The following is a 16,534-nucleotide window of genomic DNA, read 5'->3' as shown; positions in this document are numbered from 1 at the left end:
GAGGCTGTGACAAAATAGCACAAGTCTGAGCGCAGCATACCGGAGCCCACGCCATGCAGGATCGTAACTTCGACGATCTCGCGGAAAAATTTTCGCAAAATATTTACGGCACCACCAAAGGGTTGGTGCGTCAGGCGATCCTGTGGGACGAGCTAGAGGCAATCCTGCCGACGCTCGGCACGGATCCGCTGCGCGTGCTCGACGCCGGCGGCGGGCTGGGGCAAATTTCCAGCGGGCTGGCGCAGCGCGGCCATCAGATCCTGCTGTGCGATCTCTCGGCGGAGATGCTGCGCCGCGCGCAGCAGCATGCCGACGCGCAGGATGTGAGCCACAACATGCAATTCAGACAAATCGCAGTCCAGCAGGTGGGCGAACATTTGGATACGCCGGTGGATCTGGTATTGTTTCACGCTGTGCTTGAGTGGGTCGCAGAGCCTGAAAAAGCGCTGCAGGCGCTGTTTGACGCATTGCGGCCGGGCGGCGTGATGTCGCTGATGTTTTTTAACCGCCACAGCCTGGTGTTTCGCAACCTGACGCTGGGTAACTTCGGCTATCTGCGGGTCAATATGGCGAAGCAGAAGAAGCGCTCCCTGTCGCCGGACTACCCGCGCGATCCTGACGATGTCTATCGCTGGCTCACCGCCTGCGGTTTCGACATCGAGCAGCGTACGGGCGTGCGCGTCTTCAGCGACTATATGAAAGCCCCGCCGGCAGACGGCGGCGGCGATGCGAGCATTCTTGAGATGGAGCGACGCTACTGTCGCCAGGAACCCTTTTTAAGCCTGGGACGTTACATTCACGTAACCGCGCGTAAACCAGGGCAGAAGGACGAACTATGAGTGAATTTTCCCAGACGGTACCCGAGCTGGTCAGCTGGGCGCGCAAGAACGATTTTTCTCTTGCGCTGCCGGTCGATCGTCTGGCCTTTTTGCTGGCCATCGCCACGCTAAACGGTGAGCGCATGGATGGCGAAATGAGTGAGGGCGAGCTGATCGACGCCTTTCAGCACGTCAGTAAAGCCTTTGAACAGACTCACGAAACCGTGGTGGTGCGCGCTAATAACGCCATCAACGACATGGTGCGCCAGCGGCTGATCAACCGTTTTACCAGCGAACTAACCGAAGGGCACGCCATCTACCGCCTGACGCCGCTGGCGATCGGCATCACCGACTACTACATCCGCCAGCGCGAGTTCTCGACGCTGCGCCTGTCGATGCAGCTGTCGATCGTGGCGGGCGAGCTGAGGCGCGCCGCCGATGCGGCGGAAGAGGACGGCGACGAGTTTCACTGGCACCGCAACGTCTTCGCGCCGCTGAAATATTCGGTGGCGGAGATTTTCGACAGCATCGATATGACGCAGCGCCTGATGGATGAACAGCAGCAGGCGGTGAAGAACGACATCGCCGAGCTGCTGAACAAAGACTGGCGCGCGGCGATCGCCAGCTGCGAAATGCTGCTGTCGGAAACCTCCGGCACGCTGCGCGAGCTGCAGGATACGCTAGAGGCGGCGGGCGACAAGCTGCAGGCCAATCTGCTGCGCATCCAGGACGCCACGCTGAGCAGCCCCGATCTCGGCTTCGTCGATAAGCTGGTGTTCGACCTGCAAAACAAGCTGGATCGCATTATCAGCTGGGGACAGCAGGCGATCGACCTGTGGATCGGCTATGACCGCCACGTGCATAAATTTATTCGTACCGCCATCGACATGGACAAGAACCGCGTCTTCGCGCAGCGTCTGCGTCAGTCGGTGCAGAACTACTTCGACCAGCCGTGGGTGCTGACCTACGCCAACGCCGATCGTCTCTTTGATATGCGCGACGAGGATCTTACGCTGCGCAACGACGAGGTGCTGGGCGAGCTGCCCGCCGAGCTGGAGTTTGAAGAGTTCAACGAAATCCGCGAACAGCTGGCGGCGATGATCGAAGAGGCGCTGCTGAGCTACAAATCGGCGCGCAAACCGCTCAACCTCGCCACGGTGATGCGCGACTATCTGGCCCAGTATCCGCGGGCGCGCCACTTTGACCTGGCGCGCATCGTCGTCGATCAGGCGGTGCGTCTCGGCGTGGCGGAAGCGGATTTAGCCGGCCTGCCCGCAGAGTGGCAGGCCATTAATGATTACGGAGCCAAGGTGCAGGCACATGTCATCGACAAATATTGAACAAGTGATGCCGCTTAAGCTGGCACAGGCACTGGCCAATCCGATTTTTCCCGCGCTCGACAGCCAGTTGCGCGCCGGCCGCCATATCGGCATCGAAGAGCTGGACCAGCACGCTTTTCTGATGGATTACCAGAGCTTTCTGGAAGAGTTTTACGCCCGCTACAACGTGGAGCTGATCCGCGCGCCAGAGGGCTTTTTCTATCTGCGTCCGCGCTCGACCACGCTGATCCCGCGCTCGGTGCTCTCTGAACTCGATATGATGGTCGGCAAGCTGCTTTGCTACCTCTATCTCAGCCCGGAACGCCTGGCGAACGAAGGCATCTTCACCCAGCAGGAGCTGTATGACGAGCTGCTGACGCTGGCAGACGAAAGCAAGCTGCTGAAGCTGGTGAACCAGCGTTCGACCGGATCCGATCTCGATCGCGCCAGGCTGCAGGAGAAAATGCGCGCCTCGCTGAGCCGACTGCGTCGCCTCGGCATGGTGTGGTTTATGGGCAACGACAGCAGCAAATTTCGCATCACCGAGTCGGTGTTCCGCTTTGGCGCCGACGTGCGCAGCGGCGACGATCCGCGCGAGGCGCAGCTGCGCCTGATCCGCGACGGCGAAGCGATGGCGCTCGACAGCGTCAGCGCGACCCCCGAGCAGGATGAGAGCGACAGCGACGCGAGTGATAGCGCAGAGGAAGAACAGGCATGATTGAACGCGGTAAATTTCGTTCGCTGACGCTGATCAACTGGAACGGCTTTTTTGCCCGTACCTTTGATCTCGACGAACTGGTCACTACTTTATCGGGCGGCAACGGCGCGGGTAAATCCACCACCATGGCCGCCTTCGTCACGGCGCTGATCCCGGACCTGACGCTGCTGCACTTCCGCAACACCACGGAAGCGGGCGCCACCAGCGGTTCGCGCGACAAGGGGCTGCACGGCAAGCTGCGCGCCGGCGTCTGCTATGCGATGCTCGACGTCATCAACTCGCGCCATCAGCGCGTGGTGGCGGGCGTGCGTCTGCAGCAGGTCGCGGGCCGCGATAAAAAGGTCGATATCAAGCCGTTCAGCATTCACGGTTTGCCGCTGGAGAGCCAGCCGACCGATATGCTGACCGAGATCATGGGCAGCCGCCAGGCGCGGGTCTTGCCGCTGAGCGAAGTCAAAGAGCGCGTCGAAGCGCTGGACGGGGTGCAGTTCCGCCAGTTCAGCTCGGTCACCGACTACCACGCGATGATGTTCGAGCACGGCATCGTGCCGCGCCGCCTGCGCTCCGCCGGCGACCGCAGCAAATTCTACCGGCTGATCGAGGCGTCGCTCTACGGCGGCATCTCCAGCGCCATTACCCGCTCGCTGCGCGACTATCTGCTGCCGGAAAACAGCGGCGTGCGCAAAGCCTTCCAGGATATGGAAGCGGCGCTGCGCGAAAACCGCATGACGCTGGAGGCGATCCGCGTCACCCAGTCCGATCGCGATCTGTTCAAGCACCTGATCTCCGAAGCCACCAGCTATGTTTCGGCGGACTATATGCGCCACGCTAACGAGCGACGCATTCACCTCGACGACGCCCTGCAGCTGCGCCGCGATCTCTTCTCCAGCCGCAAGCAGCTGGCGTCGGAGCAGTATCGCCATATCGAGATGGCGCGCGAACTTGCCGAGCACGGCGGGGCGGAGAGCGATCTGGAAGCGGACTATCAGGCCGCCAGCGACCACCTCAATCTGGTGCAGACCGCGATGCGCCAGCAGGAAAAAATCGCGCGCTACGAAGCTGACCTCGACGAGCTGACTCACCGTCTGGAAGAGCAGAACGAAGTAGTGGCGGAAGCGCGCGAAGTGCAGGAAGAGAACGAAGCGCGCGCCGAGGCGGCGGAGCTGGAGGTCGACGAGCTGAAAAACCAGCTGGCTGATTTTCAGCAGGCGCTCGACGTGCAGCAAACGCGCGCCATTCAGTATCAGCAGGCGCTGCAGGCGCTGGAGCGCGCCCGTACGCTGTGCCAGCTGCCCGATTTAACCCTCGACAGCGCCGACGAGTGGCAGGCGCGCTTCCAGGCGACCGAAGAGGAAGCGACCGAAACCCTGCTGCGGCTGGAGCAGAAGCTGAGCGTGGCGGAAGCGGCGCACAGCCAGTTCGAGCAGGCGCTGGCGCTGGTCACCAGCATCGCCGGCGAGGTGCCGCGCCAGGAGGCGTGGCAAACCGGCCGCGAGCTGCTGCGCGACGCCGCCAATCAGCGCCACTACGCCGAGCAGCTCTCCTCGCTGCGCCTGCGCCTGAATGAGATGGAGCAGCGTCTGCGCGAGCAGCATGAGGCGGAACGCCTGCTGGCGGAGTTCTGCAAACGGCAGGGCGCGCACTATGACGCCGACGCGCTGGAAGGGCTGCACAGCGAGCTGGAAGCGCAGATCGAACAGCTCAACGCCAGCGTCTCCGACGCCGGTGAGCGCCGTATGGTGATGCGCCAGGAGTTGGAGTCGCTGCGCGAGCGCATCGCCGCGCTCACCGCGCGCGCGCCGCACTGGCTGGCGGCGCAGGAGATCCTGACGCAGCTTAGCGAGCAGACCGGCGAGGCGCTGGAAAACAGCCAGCAGATCACCGAATACATGCAGCAGCTGCTGGAGCGCGAGCGCGAAACTACGGTGGAGCGCGACGAGATCGCCGCGCGCAAACGCAGCGTCGAACGTAAAATTGAACGCCTTAGCCAGCCTGGCGGCGCGGAAGATGCGCGCCTGACGCAGCTGGCGGAGCGCTTCGGCGGCGTGCTGCTCTCTGAAATTTACGACGACGTCACGCTGGAGGACGCGCCTTACTTCTCGGCGCTCTACGGTCCGTCGCGCCACGCTATCGTGGTGCCGGATTTGTCGCTGGTGCGCGAGCAGCTCGATGGCCTGGAAGAGTGCCCGGAAGATCTCTACCTGATCGAGGGCGATCCGCAGTCGTTTGACGACAGCGTCTTCGCTGTGGAAGAGCTGCAGAACGCGGTGGTGGTGAAGGTGGCGGAGCGTCAGTGGCGCTATTCTCGCTTTCCAAAAGTGCCGCTGTTCGGCCGCGCCGCGCGTGAAAATCAGCTGGAGCAGCTGCACATCGAGCGCGATCGCCTGGCGGAACGCTACGCCACGCTCTCGTTCGACGTACAGAAAACGCAGCGTCTGCATCAGTCGTTCAGCCGCTTTATCGGCACGCATCTGGCGGTCGCCTTCGAGGAGGATCCCGAAGCGCAAATCCGCCAGTTCAACGCCCGCCGCACCGAGCTGGAGCGCGCGCTGGCGCAGCATGAGAGTGACAATCAGCAGCAGCGCCAGCAGTACGATCTGGCGAAAGAGGGCGTGGCGCAGCTTAACCGCCTGCTGCCGCGCGTCAATCTGCTGCTGGACGATACGCTGGCCGATCGCTGCGACGAAATCCGCGAGCAGGTCGAAGAGGCGCAGGACGCGGCGCGCTTCCTGCATCAGCACGGCGCTAAACTCACGAAGCTGGAATCGCTGATTAGCGTGCTGCAGAGCGATCCGGAACAGCATGAACAGCTGCAGGCGGACTATCAGCAGGCGCAGCAGCAGCAGCGCACGGCGCGTCAGCAGGCGTTCGCCCTGACCGAAGTGGTGCAGCGCCGCGCCCACTTCAGCTACGGCGACTCCGCCGGCATGCTGAACGGCAACAACGATCTCAGCGACAGGCTGCGTCGCCAGCTGGAGCAGGCCGAAGGCGAGCGCAGCCGCGCGCGCGAACGCCTGCGCGAGCATCGCGCGCAGCTGACGCAGTACAGCCAGGTGCTGGCGTCGCTGAAGAGTTCGCACGACACCAAACGCGACATGCTGAAAGAGCTGCTGCAGGAGATGCAGGATATCGGCGTGCACGCCGACGCCAGCGCGGAAGAGCGCGCCCGCATCCGCCGCGACGAGCTTTACGCCGCGCTGAGCCACAACCGCGCGCGCCGCAACCAGCTGGAAAAACAGCTCACCTTCTGTGAAGCGGAGATGGAGAACCTGCAGAAACGGCTGCGCGTGCTGGAGCGCGACTACCATCGCATTCGCGAGCAGGTGGTGAGCGCCAAAGCGGGCTGGTGCAGCGTGCTGCGCCTGGTGAAAGAGAACGGCGTCGAGCGACGCCTGCACCGCCGCGAGCTGGCCTACCTGAGCGGCGACGAGCTGCGCTCAATGTCGGATAAGGCGCTGGGCGCGCTGCGTCTGGCGGTGGCGGATAACGAACATCTGCGTGACGTGCTGCGCCTGTCGGAAGATCCGAAGCGTCCGGAGCGCAAGATCCAGTTCTTTATCGCCGTCTATCAGCATCTGCGCGAGCGCATCCGTCAGGACATCATCCGCACCGACGATCCGGTCGAGGCGATCGAGCAGATGGAGATCGAGCTGAACCGCCTGACCGAGGAGCTGACGGCGCGTGAGCAGACGCTGGCGATCAGCTCACGCAGCGTCTCCAGTATCATTCGCAAAACCATTCAGCGCGAGCAGAACCGCATCCGTCAGCTGAACCAGGGGCTGCAGATGGTGAGCTTCGGCCAGGTGCGCAGCGTGCGGCTCAACGTCAACGTGCGCGAAGCCCACGCCACGCTGCTCGATACCCTGTCGGAAGAGCACGAGCAGCATCAGGACCTGTTCAACAGCAACCGCCTGACGTTCTCCGAAGCGCTGGCGAAACTTTATCAGCGCCTTAACCCGCAGATCGACATGGGCCAGCGCACGCCGCAGACCATTGGCGAAGAGCTGCTGGACTACCGCAACTATCTGGAGATGGAGGTTGAGGTTAACCGCGGCTCCGACGGCTGGCTGCGCGCCGAGAGCGGGGCGCTGTCGACCGGCGAGGCGATCGGCACCGGGATGTCGATTCTGGTGATGGTGGTGCAGAGCTGGGAAGAGGAGTCGCGCCGCCTGCGCGGCAAGGATATCTCTCCCTGCCGTCTGCTGTTCCTCGACGAAGCGGCGCGTCTCGATGCGCGCTCTATCGCCACGCTGTTCGAACTCTGCGAACGTCTGGAGATGCAGCTGGTGATCGCCGCGCCGGAGAACATCAGCCCGGAGAAAGGCACCACTTATAAACTGGTGCGTAAAGTGTTTAACAATACCGAGCACGTGCACGTTGTCGGCCTGCGCGGCTTCTCCGCCGACGCGACGCCGACGCGCAGCGGCAGCCCGGAACAGGCGGGCCTGGAAGCGGAAAACTCGCAGGTTTAATCTGTTCAAAAATTACCACATTGGGTAATCTGTAAACGGCATTTGTCCCCTGAGGCAAATGCCGTTTTTTATTTGTATACTCAGGAGACGAGTAACAGCCCAGTTGCAGCGGATCCAGGACACGCTGCGTGGTAAACAAATGAGGGGGCAGGGATGTTGCTGACCAATAAAACCAACAACTACGTTTTTTCACTGCTGGCGCTCGCGCTGGCCTTGACGCCGCTGCATCTGACTCAGGCGGCCGTTATTGCAGCCTTACCCGGTACGACACACGCGGCCATTTCAGTGAGCGACAGCCAGCAGCGTCTGCGTCAGGCGTTCGCCGGCAAAGAGCCGCCGTTCTATTTAGCCTCGCTGGCCACGCTCTATGCGGCGCATAACATGCAGCCGATGTGGCAGGATCGCGCGGCGGTGCAGCAATTCCAGCAGCAGCTGGCGGAAGTGGCGATGTCGGGCGTGCAGCCGCAGTTTACCCGCTGGGTCGATCGTCTGACCGATCCCGCTATCAGCGGATTCGCGCGCGACGTGGTGCTCAGTGACGCCATGCTCGGCTATCTGCAGTTTGTCTCCAGCGTGCCCACCCAGGGTGAAAGCTGGCTCTACAGCAACGTGCCCTACAAACTGGCGCAGCCGTCGCTGGCGGTGGTCAATCAGTGGCAGAAGGCGGTGCTCGCCGGGGCCTCCGCCTCTTTCGTCGCCTCGCTGGTGCCGCAGCATCCGCAATATGCGCCGATGCACGCCGCGCTGAAACAGCTGCTGGCCGACTCGCGGCCGTGGCCGCAGTTAAAAAATCGCGACACGCTGCGCCCCGGCCAGGTTAGTGACGACGTGCCCGCGCTGCGCGACATTTTACAGCGCACCGGCATGCTCGCCGCGCAGACCGCCGCGCCGACGCCAGCGGATGATGCGGTGCCCACCGCGCCGGTGCCGGTCAGTCAGAGCGCACAGCCTGCTGCGGTCAGCCCCTCGGCGGCCAGCGTCGGCGATCTCGCGGCGCAGACGCCGCAGGCCGCGGGCAACGTGCAGAACAGCGGCGCTGACGCAGGCGGCGATAAGGTCTATGACGCGGCGCTGGTGGAGGCGGTGAAACGCTTTCAGCAGTGGCAGGGGCTGGGTAGCGATGGCGCTATCGGCCCGCGCACCCGCGAATGGCTCAACGTGACGCCGCAGATGCGCGCCGCGCTGCTGGCGCTTAACATTCAGCGTCTGCGCCTGCTGCCGGATGATATGCATAACGGCATTATGGTCAACATCCCTAACTACTCACTGACCTACTACAACAACGGCAGCAAGATCCTCTCGTCGCGCGTTATCGTCGGCCGTCCCGATCGCAAGACGCCGCTGATGCGCAGCGCGCTCAATAATGTGGTGCTAAACCCGCCGTGGAACGTGCCGACCACGCTGGTGCGTCAGGATATCATTCCCAAGGTGAAGCAGGACCCGAGCTACCTCTATAAGCACGGCTATACGCTGCTCTCTGGCTGGAGCGCGGATGCGGAGGTGATCGACCCCAGCATGATCGACTGGAGCATGGTGTCAGCCTCCTCGTTCCCCTATCGCCTGCGTCAGGCGCCGGGCACCACTAACTCGCTGGGCCGCTACAAGTTCAACATGCCGAGTTCAGACGCCATCTATCTGCACGACACGCCGAACCACGGCCTGTTCCAGCGCGATATTCGCGCGCTCAGTTCAGGCTGCGTGCGCGTCAATAAAGCGTCGGAGCTGGCGGGGCTGCTGCTGCAGGATGCGGGCTGGAATGATTCGCGCATTTCTGACCAGTTAAAACAGGGCGATACGCGCTACGTGCCGATCCGGCATCGCATTCCGGTGAATTTGTACTATCTGACCGCCTGGGTTGCCGACGACGGCAAGCCGCAGTTCCGCACAGATATTTACAATTATGATAATACCGCGCGTTCCGGCAGTCAGGTGCTGGCGCGCGCCGGGCAGCTGCTGCTCTAATCCTTGATTTTCCAACTCTGTTACTTATCGCCCGGCGTGCGATAAGCCTTCCAGAATGGCGATCCCGTCTGGGATCGCCGCGCAAACCTCTTTACGACGGGTTGACGAGACCCTGGCGGACGGTTATGGTTCGGCCTTGTGCGGTTTTTGCACATTTCGATGGCTTCAATCTCAGGTAACCGTTTTTCATGTCCAGTTTTAACTTAACACGTCGCAAATTGCTTCTTGGCGGAACGGCTGCGGCCGGGATGGCGCTACTGCCCAACGCAGCTATGGCCTCGCTTTCCACGTCACGTCCTCGGGTGCTGACGCTGAGCAATCTTCACACCGGTGAAACCCTTAAAACTGAGTTTTTTAATGGAAAAAGTTACGACAAGAGCGAACTGGCTCGTCTGAACCACTTTTTCCGTGATTATCGCGCCAATCTGACCAAAAGCATCGACCCGCATCTGTTCGATCAGATCTACCGACTGCAGGCGCTGCTGGAAACCCGCAAACCGATCCAGCTGGTCTCTGGCTATCGCTCGCTGGCGACCAACAATATGCTGCGTGAAAGCGGTCCGGGCGTGGCGAAGCACAGCTACCACACCAAAGGGCAGGCGATGGATTTCCATATCGAAGGCATTGCGCTGAATAACATTCGCAAGGCGGCCTTAACAATGCGCGCCGGTGGTGTAGGATATTATCCTCGCAGCAACTTCGTTCATATTGATACCGGGCCGGTTCGGCACTGGTAACAACGCCGGCAACGCTGCGTGCGCCGGTCATGGAGCGTTATGAACTACCACATTATTCCCGTTACCGCCTTTGCGCAGAACTGTTCCGTTATCTGGTGCGAGGCGACGCGCGACGCCGCCCTGGTCGATCCCGGCGGCGATGCGGCGACCATTATTGAGACGCTCCAGCAGCTCAACCTTACCCCCACGCAAATTTTACTGACGCATGGCCATCTCGACCACGTAGGCGCGGCGGCGGAGCTGGCTGCGCACTTTCAGGTGCCCATCGTGGGTCCGCAGCAGCTGGATGCCTTCTGGCTGGAGGCGTTGCCGACCCAGAGCCGCATGTTCGGCCTGGCAGAGTGCGCGTCGTTCACGCCGGATCGCTGGCTGGAAGAGGGGGATCGCGTTCAGGTTGGCGAGGTCACGCTGGAGATCCTGCACACGCCGGGCCATACTCCGGGCCATATCGTCTTCTTCGACCGGGCTGGCCGTCTGTTGATCTCCGGCGACGTGATTTTCCACGGCGGCGTAGGCCGCAGCGATTTCCCGCAGGGCAGCCATCAGGATTTGATCGCCTCGATCAAAGAGAAGCTGCTGCCGCTGGGCGACGACGTCACCTTTCTTCCCGGTCACGGCGCCATCTCGACGCTGGGACGCGAACGTATCAGCAACCCCTTTCTGCAATAAAAAAATGGGCCGTAATGGCCCATTTTTCGTTAGCTGTTGCCGCGCTTAAAGCACTGCAACAATCGCCTCGCACAGCGCCGACATATTATCCGGCGTCATACCCGCGACGTTCACGCGACCTGAATTGACCGCATAGATGGCGAACTCATCACGCAGGCGAACAACCTGATCTTTGGTCAGGCCGCTGAAAGAGAACATGCCGTTCTGCTGGATGATAAAGCTGAAATCGCGCGTGGCGCCTTTCTCCGCCAGGGTGTTCACAAACAGCTGACGCATGCGCTGGATGCGCTGGCGCATATCGGTCAGCTCCTGCTCCCAGATGGTGCGCAGCGCCTGATTGCTCAGGATAGTGGCGACCACCGCCGCGCCGTGCGCCGGCGGGTTGGAGTAGTTGGCGCGGATGGTGTATTTCACCTGGCTAAAGGCGGTTTCTGCGGTTGCCGCATCGGCGGCGACCAGCGTAATCGCGCCGACGCGCTCGTTGTATAAGCCGAAGTTTTTCGAGTAAGAGCTGGCAACGATCAGCTCCTGATGCGAGGCGGCGAAAATACGCAGGCCCTCTGCGTCTTCATCCAGACCGCGCGCAAAGCCCTGATAGGCGAAGTCGAACAGCGGCAGCCAGCCTTTGGCCTGGGAGAGCTGCGCCAGCTGCTGCCACTGCTCCGCCGTTGGATCGATGCCGGTAGGGTTGTGGCAGCAGCCGTGGAACAGCACCACGTCACCCGCTTTGGCCTCCTGCAGCGCGGCCAGCATGCCGTCGAAATCGAGCTGGTGCTGCTCCGCGTCGTAGTAAGCGTATTCGCACACTTCCAGACCGGCGGCGTTAAAGACGTTTTTATGGTTCGGCCAGCTCGGGTTGCTCACCCAGACGCGCTTAACGGCTGTCTGGGTGGCAAGGAAATCCGCCGCCACGCGCAGCGCGCCGGTGCCGCCTGGGGTCTGCGCGGTGCGCGCGCGGCCAGCGGCGATCAGCGGGCTCTCTGCGCCAAACAGCAGCGCCTGGGTGCAGCGCGCAAAATCAGCCAGACCATCAATGCTGAGGTAGTTTTTGGTGGTTTCGTTTTCCAGCAGATACTGCTCGGCTTTTTTTACGCTGGTCAGCACCGGCGTATTGCCGGTTTCATCTTTATAAACGCCGATGCCAAGGTTGATTTTGTGCGGGCGGTCGTCGGCGCGAAACAGATCGGCCAGCCCAAGAATAGGATCGGCGGGTGCCGCAGAGATAGATTCAAACATGAGTCGTGTCCAGTAGCGTGAACTTTAACGAAATGAGCCTTCAGGTTAACGTCAGCGCTCTGCCTTGCCAACCGTTTAGGAAAAAAATCGTCGCTCGCTGCGGGTCATACAGCAGGCTGATGGCTGCGAACGGAAGCGCGCCGTGGCGGCGCAGATTTCAGGCATAAAAAAACGGAGCCGAAGCTCCGTTTTTTTGCGACAGGTAACTTAGAACTGGTAAACCAGGCCTACTGCTACGGTGTCGTCGGTGTTCAGACCCAGGCGGTTGTTGTCGTCCAGCTGGTTGATCTGATAGTCAACATAGGTCGACATGTTTTTGTTGAAGTAGTAGGTTGCGCCCACGTCGATGTATTTGACCAGGTCAGCATCGCCCACGCCTTCGATGTCTTTGCCTTTAGACTGCACGTAGGCGATAGACGGACGCAGACCGAAGTCGAACTGATACTGTGCAACCAGCTCGATGTTCTGCGCTTTGTTGGCGAACGCAGTGGTGTTGCCAGTAGTGGTGGTCAGAGTGAACGGCGTAGAGTTACGGGTTTCACCGTAGTAAGCCGCCAGGTAGACATTGTTGGCGTCATATTTAACCGCGGTGCCCCAGTTTTCAGCGCGTTTGCCCTGGCCTACTACGTTGCCGGTGCCGTCAGCCACGCCAGCCGCCTGGCTGTCGGTGCGGTCGCTGCTGCTGTAGGCGCCTACAACACCCAGGCCGATTGGCGAGGTGTAGGAGGTTGACAGGCCCCAGCCGTCGCCGTTCGCGCGGCGAATTTCGTCACGGTCGTTTTTGCCCTGATACTGCGCCGCGAAGTCCCAGCCATCAACCAGGCCGAAGAAGTTTTTGTTGCGGTAGGTCAGCAGGCCGGTGCTACGACCGTTCATGAAGTTGTCTGAGTAGCCAGAGTCGCCGCCGAATTCTGGCAGCATATCGGTCCAGCCGATGGCGTCATAAACTACGCCGTAGTTACGACCGTAGTCGATTGAGCCAGCGTCGCCGAATTTCAGACCGGCGAAGCCCAGACGGGTGCGGTTGCCGTCCTGTGCGTCAGTAGAACTTTCAGAGTTGTTCGCCTGAACGTTGTATTCCCACTGGCCGTAACCGGTCAGCTGGTCGTTAATCTGAGTTTCACCCTTGAAGCCGAAGCGAACGTAAGTGTTGTCGCCATCGTTGCCGTCATTATCAGAAAAATAGTGCAGACCAACAGCTTTGCCGTACAGGTCCAGCTTGTTGCCGTCTTTATTATAAATTTCTGCTGCGTTTGCTGCGCCGGCAGCTAACAGAGCAGGGATAACCACTGCAAGAATGTTGCGCTTCATCATTATTTATTACCCTCATTGGAGTTTATTCGGACACCTGCCACTGCCGTCAAGAAACCGTTACGGAACCCTGAGAGAAGTTTGGTGTCTTCCTGTGTCTGCACGCATCTTTCCATCCCACAGCAGGATATGCCACACTGAAAATGCTACTAAACTCGTAATCTGGTTTCTAAAAGAAAATTTGTATTACAGGATGTAAATATTGGGGAACTTTGTGAGAGAACTCAAAATTTACAAAAATAAAAAAAGGCCGGCAGGGCCGACCTCTTTATATATATGAATTTCTTATAATTAATAGAGTATTTTAGAAACTCGCGTTGCGCGGGGTGCGTGGGAAAGGGATAACGTCCCTTACATTTTGTACGCCGGTGACATAGGCGATTAAACGTTCAAAGCCTAAACCAAAGCCAGAATGCGGCACGGTGCCGTAGCGACGCAGATCGCGATACCACCAGTAATCTTCTTTGTTCAGGCCCATCTCTTCCAGACGCGCGTCCAGCACGTCGAGACGCTCTTCACGCTGGGAGCCGCCGATAATTTCGCCGATGCCCGGCGCCAGCACGTCCATCGCCGCCACGGTTTTGTTGTCTTCGTTAAGGCGCATATAGAACGCCTTAATGTCTTTCGGGTAGTTTTTCACCACCACCGGCGCTTTAAAGTGCTGCTCGGCCAGGTAGCGCTCATGCTCGGAGGAGAGGTCGATGCCCCAGGAGACCGGGTTTTCAAAGCTCTGACCGCAGTTTTCCAGAATGGTGATGGCGTCGGTGTAGTCGACCTGCGCAAAATCGGTGGAGATAAAGCGCTGCAGACGCTCGACCGCCTCTTTATCCACGCGCTCGGCAAAGAACGCCATATCGTCGGCGCGTTCGTCCAGCACCGCTTTAAACACATATTTCAGCATCGCTTCGGCGAGCGCGGCGGCGTCATCGAGCGTGGCGAAGGCGATTTCCGGCTCCAGCATCCAGAACTCCGCCAGGTGACGGCTGGTGTTGGAGTTTTCCGCGCGGAAGGTCGGGCCGAAGGTGTAGATTTTCGACAGGGCGCAGGCGTAGGTTTCGCCGTTCAGCTGGCCGGATACGGTCAGGAACGCCTCTTTGCCGAAAAAGTCTTCATTGAAATCAACCGCGCCCTGCGGCGTGCGCGGCAGGTTTTCCAGATCCAGCGTCGAGACGCGGAACATCTCGCCGGCACCTTCGGTGTCCGAGGCGGTGATCAGCGGCGTCGAGACCCAGAAATAGCCGTTCTCGTGGAAGAAGCGATGCAGCGCCTGCGCCAGCGTGTGGCGCACGCGCGCCACGGCGCCGATCAGGTTGGTGCGCGGACGCAGGTGCGCCACTTCGCGCAGGTATTCGATGCTGTGACGCTTCGCCGCCATCGGATAGGTGTCGGGATCGTCCACCCAGCCGGTGACCTCCACGCGGGTCGCCTGAATCTCAAACGCCTGGCCCTGGCCCGGCGAAGCCACCACGGTGCCGGTAACAATCACCGAGCAGCCGGTGGTCAGGTGCAGAACCTCGTCCTGATAATTATTCAGAGAACTATTCACAACGGCCTGAACGGGATTAAAGCAGGAACCGTCATAAACGGCGACGAAGGAAAGACCGGCTTTTGAATCTCTTCGGGTACGCACCCAACCACGTACGGTGACTTCGCTGTCCACCGCGACGCGACCGTGCAGTACGTCCGCTACAGGCACTACGCTCATAAATATCTCTCTATATAGAAGAAGTGAGTTGACATAATTCCCCCGGAAAGGGGTGTTGCTATGTTACTTGCGAGTCGCAAGGAAACAAGCAAAATCCGGCGGGACGGCAGATTTATTACAGAGAGAGCGGGGCGCGTCAACGCCCCGATAACGCGAGGATTAGCTGGCTTTTTTCACCAGCGGTAAATCAAAGGCTTTACGCAGGGCTCTGACGAAGGCCTGATCCTGACAGATGGTTTTGCCGGGGCTGTCGGAGAGTTTCGCCACCGGCTTGCCGTTGCACTCCACCAGTTTAATCACGATATTGAGCGGCGTGACGCCGGGAATATCGCAGGTCAGGCGCGTGCCGATGCCGAAAACCACGTTGGTGCGCTGGCCGAAGTGGCGATAGAGCGCCAGCGCCTTGTCCAGGTTGAGGTTGTCGGAGAACACCAGCGTTTTGCTGTGCGGATCGATGCCCAGTTTTTCATAGTGAGCAAGCGCCTTTTCTCCCCATTCAACCGGATCGCCGGAGTCGTGGCGCAGCCCCTGATAGCGGCTGGCGAAATTGACGCCGAAGTCGCGCAGAAAGGCGTCCATCGCGATGCAGTCGGTCAGGGCAATGCCGAGCTGATCGTCATACTCGTCGAGCCACGCCTGCAGCGCCGCGCGCTGGCTGTTGGCCAGCACCGGACTGATCTGCTGAAACGCCTGAAACCACTCGTGCGCCTGGGTGCCGACCGGGGTTAACGCCAGGCGGCGCGCCAGATCGTAGTTGCTGGTGCCGATCAGCCAGGGGAAATCCTGCTTCAGCGTCGAAACGATGGCGTGCTGCACCTCGTGCGAGAAACGGCGGCGGGTGCCGAAATCCATCAGGCGAAAGCGCGACATATCGATGTCGGCAACGTCGCGGCGAAAGGTTTCCAGCTTCTGCTGCAGATGGTCGACCGCCTGCTGCGCGCCAGCCTGCGGCGAGCGGTAGCGATGCACCACTTCGCTGATCAGCGCCAGCAGCGGCACCTCCCACAGAATCACCTCGCGCCACGGCCCGGTGATGCGGATAGCGAGATGGCCGTCGCGGTTGCGCACCTGCACCTGTTCGGGGTTATAACGAAAATCGCGCAGCCAGTTAAGGTAGTCGGACTGGAAGAAGGGCAGGCCAGAGAGATAGCTGTATTCGTCATCGGTCAGCGCCAGCGTCTGCATGGCATTGATGGCCTCGCGGATCTCATTCGCGTAGAGACCGAGCAGATCGTCGCCGCGGCAGCGAAACTCAGCCGCCACCGTAACGTCGTGATAACGGTGAAAAACGGCTTGCTGCATATGAAGCTTGTAGGCGTCAGTATCCAGCAGGGAAGTCAGTATCGGGGAAGCATGTCCTGTCATGGTGCGTTTCAGCATCCTGTTCGGCGGCGCAGAGCCCGGTGTGTAAAAGTCATAAAGACGCAGGAGTATAAATCAGTAACTGCGACCGATCACAGCATATTTCAAGCCCGCAGGTCGAGGTTAAATCGTGCCGTTGTTAATGAATTGTAGCTATTTATGCCGCGACATGCATTGTGCATGGCAAGCTAAAGGCAACGCGCTTAGACTTTGGCGGTAAACCTA

General features: G+C 60.3%; 11 protein-coding genes. 7 read left to right on the top strand and 4 right to left on the bottom strand.

Annotated elements, in window-relative coordinates:
• Window positions 1-53 precede the first annotated feature (53 nt).
• From cmoM to B2J69_RS02060, 7 genes are all read left to right on the top strand, one after another.
• Window positions 54-839: a tRNA uridine 5-oxyacetic acid(34) methyltransferase CmoM gene (cmoM, locus tag B2J69_RS02090; protein ID WP_081135831.1), complete on the top strand. Its 786-nt coding sequence runs from the start codon at window positions 54-56 to the stop codon at window positions 837-839.
• On the top strand, window positions 836-2,158 hold the full coding sequence (mukF, locus tag B2J69_RS02085) for a chromosome partition protein MukF (RefSeq protein WP_081135828.1): 1,323 nt from the start codon (window positions 836-838) through the stop codon (window positions 2,156-2,158). The genes cmoM and mukF overlap by 4 nt, the downstream gene beginning before the upstream one ends.
• Window positions 2,139-2,855: a chromosome partition protein MukE gene (gene mukE / locus B2J69_RS02080; RefSeq protein WP_081135823.1), complete on the top strand. Its 717-nt coding sequence runs from the start codon at window positions 2,139-2,141 to the stop codon at window positions 2,853-2,855. Before mukF ends, mukE begins: the two co-directional genes overlap by 20 nt.
• Entirely contained in the window at window positions 2,852-7,327 is a 4,476-nt protein-coding gene (gene mukB / locus B2J69_RS02075) for a chromosome partition protein MukB (RefSeq protein ID WP_081135819.1), read from the top strand. Before mukE ends, mukB begins: the two co-directional genes overlap by 4 nt.
• A gap of 153 nt (window positions 7,328-7,480) precedes the next feature.
• Window positions 7,481-9,289, top strand: a complete 1,809-nt coding sequence (ldtD, locus tag B2J69_RS02070; protein ID WP_081135814.1) for a L,D-transpeptidase — start codon at window positions 7,481-7,483, stop codon at window positions 9,287-9,289.
• Between the two features lie 188 nt (window positions 9,290-9,477).
• Window positions 9,478-10,026 (top strand): YcbK family protein, encoded by a 549-nt coding sequence (locus B2J69_RS02065; protein ID WP_081135811.1) that lies wholly within the window; start codon window positions 9,478-9,480, stop codon window positions 10,024-10,026.
• A gap of 39 nt (window positions 10,027-10,065) precedes the next feature.
• Window positions 10,066-10,695, top strand: a complete 630-nt coding sequence (locus B2J69_RS02060) for an MBL fold metallo-hydrolase (RefSeq protein WP_081135807.1) — start codon at window positions 10,066-10,068, stop codon at window positions 10,693-10,695.
• A gap of 45 nt (window positions 10,696-10,740) precedes the next feature.
• On the opposite strand, the gene B2J69_RS02055 is transcribed toward B2J69_RS02060, so the two are convergent.
• The 4 genes from B2J69_RS02055 to pncB form a co-directional block, all read right to left on the bottom strand.
• A complete protein-coding gene (locus tag B2J69_RS02055) occupies window positions 10,741-11,931 on the bottom strand; it encodes an amino acid aminotransferase (RefSeq protein ID WP_081135802.1) in 1,191 nt (396 codons plus the stop codon).
• A 207-nt stretch (window positions 11,932-12,138) separates the two neighbouring features.
• On the bottom strand, window positions 12,139-13,245 hold the full coding sequence (gene ompF, locus B2J69_RS02050; RefSeq protein ID WP_081135797.1) for a porin OmpF: 1,107 nt from the start codon (window positions 13,243-13,245) through the stop codon (window positions 12,139-12,141).
• Between the two features lie 301 nt (window positions 13,246-13,546).
• Window positions 13,547-14,947 carry an asparagine--tRNA ligase gene (gene asnS, locus B2J69_RS02045; RefSeq protein ID WP_081135793.1) on the bottom strand — a complete coding sequence of 467 codons (1,401 nt, stop codon included), beginning with the start codon at window positions 14,945-14,947 and terminating at the stop codon, window positions 13,547-13,549.
• A 159-nt stretch (window positions 14,948-15,106) separates the two neighbouring features.
• Entirely contained in the window at window positions 15,107-16,312 is a 1,206-nt protein-coding gene (pncB, locus tag B2J69_RS02040; protein WP_081136355.1) for a nicotinate phosphoribosyltransferase, read from the bottom strand.
• Window positions 16,313-16,534 lie beyond the last annotated feature (222 nt).

The organism is Pantoea latae, assembly GCF_002077695.1.
GTDB lineage: Bacteria > Pseudomonadota > Gammaproteobacteria > Enterobacterales > Enterobacteriaceae > Pantoea > Pantoea latae.
The sequence above is the reverse complement of the archived record's forward strand: the minus strand, read 5'-3'. Positions and strand labels throughout refer to the sequence as shown.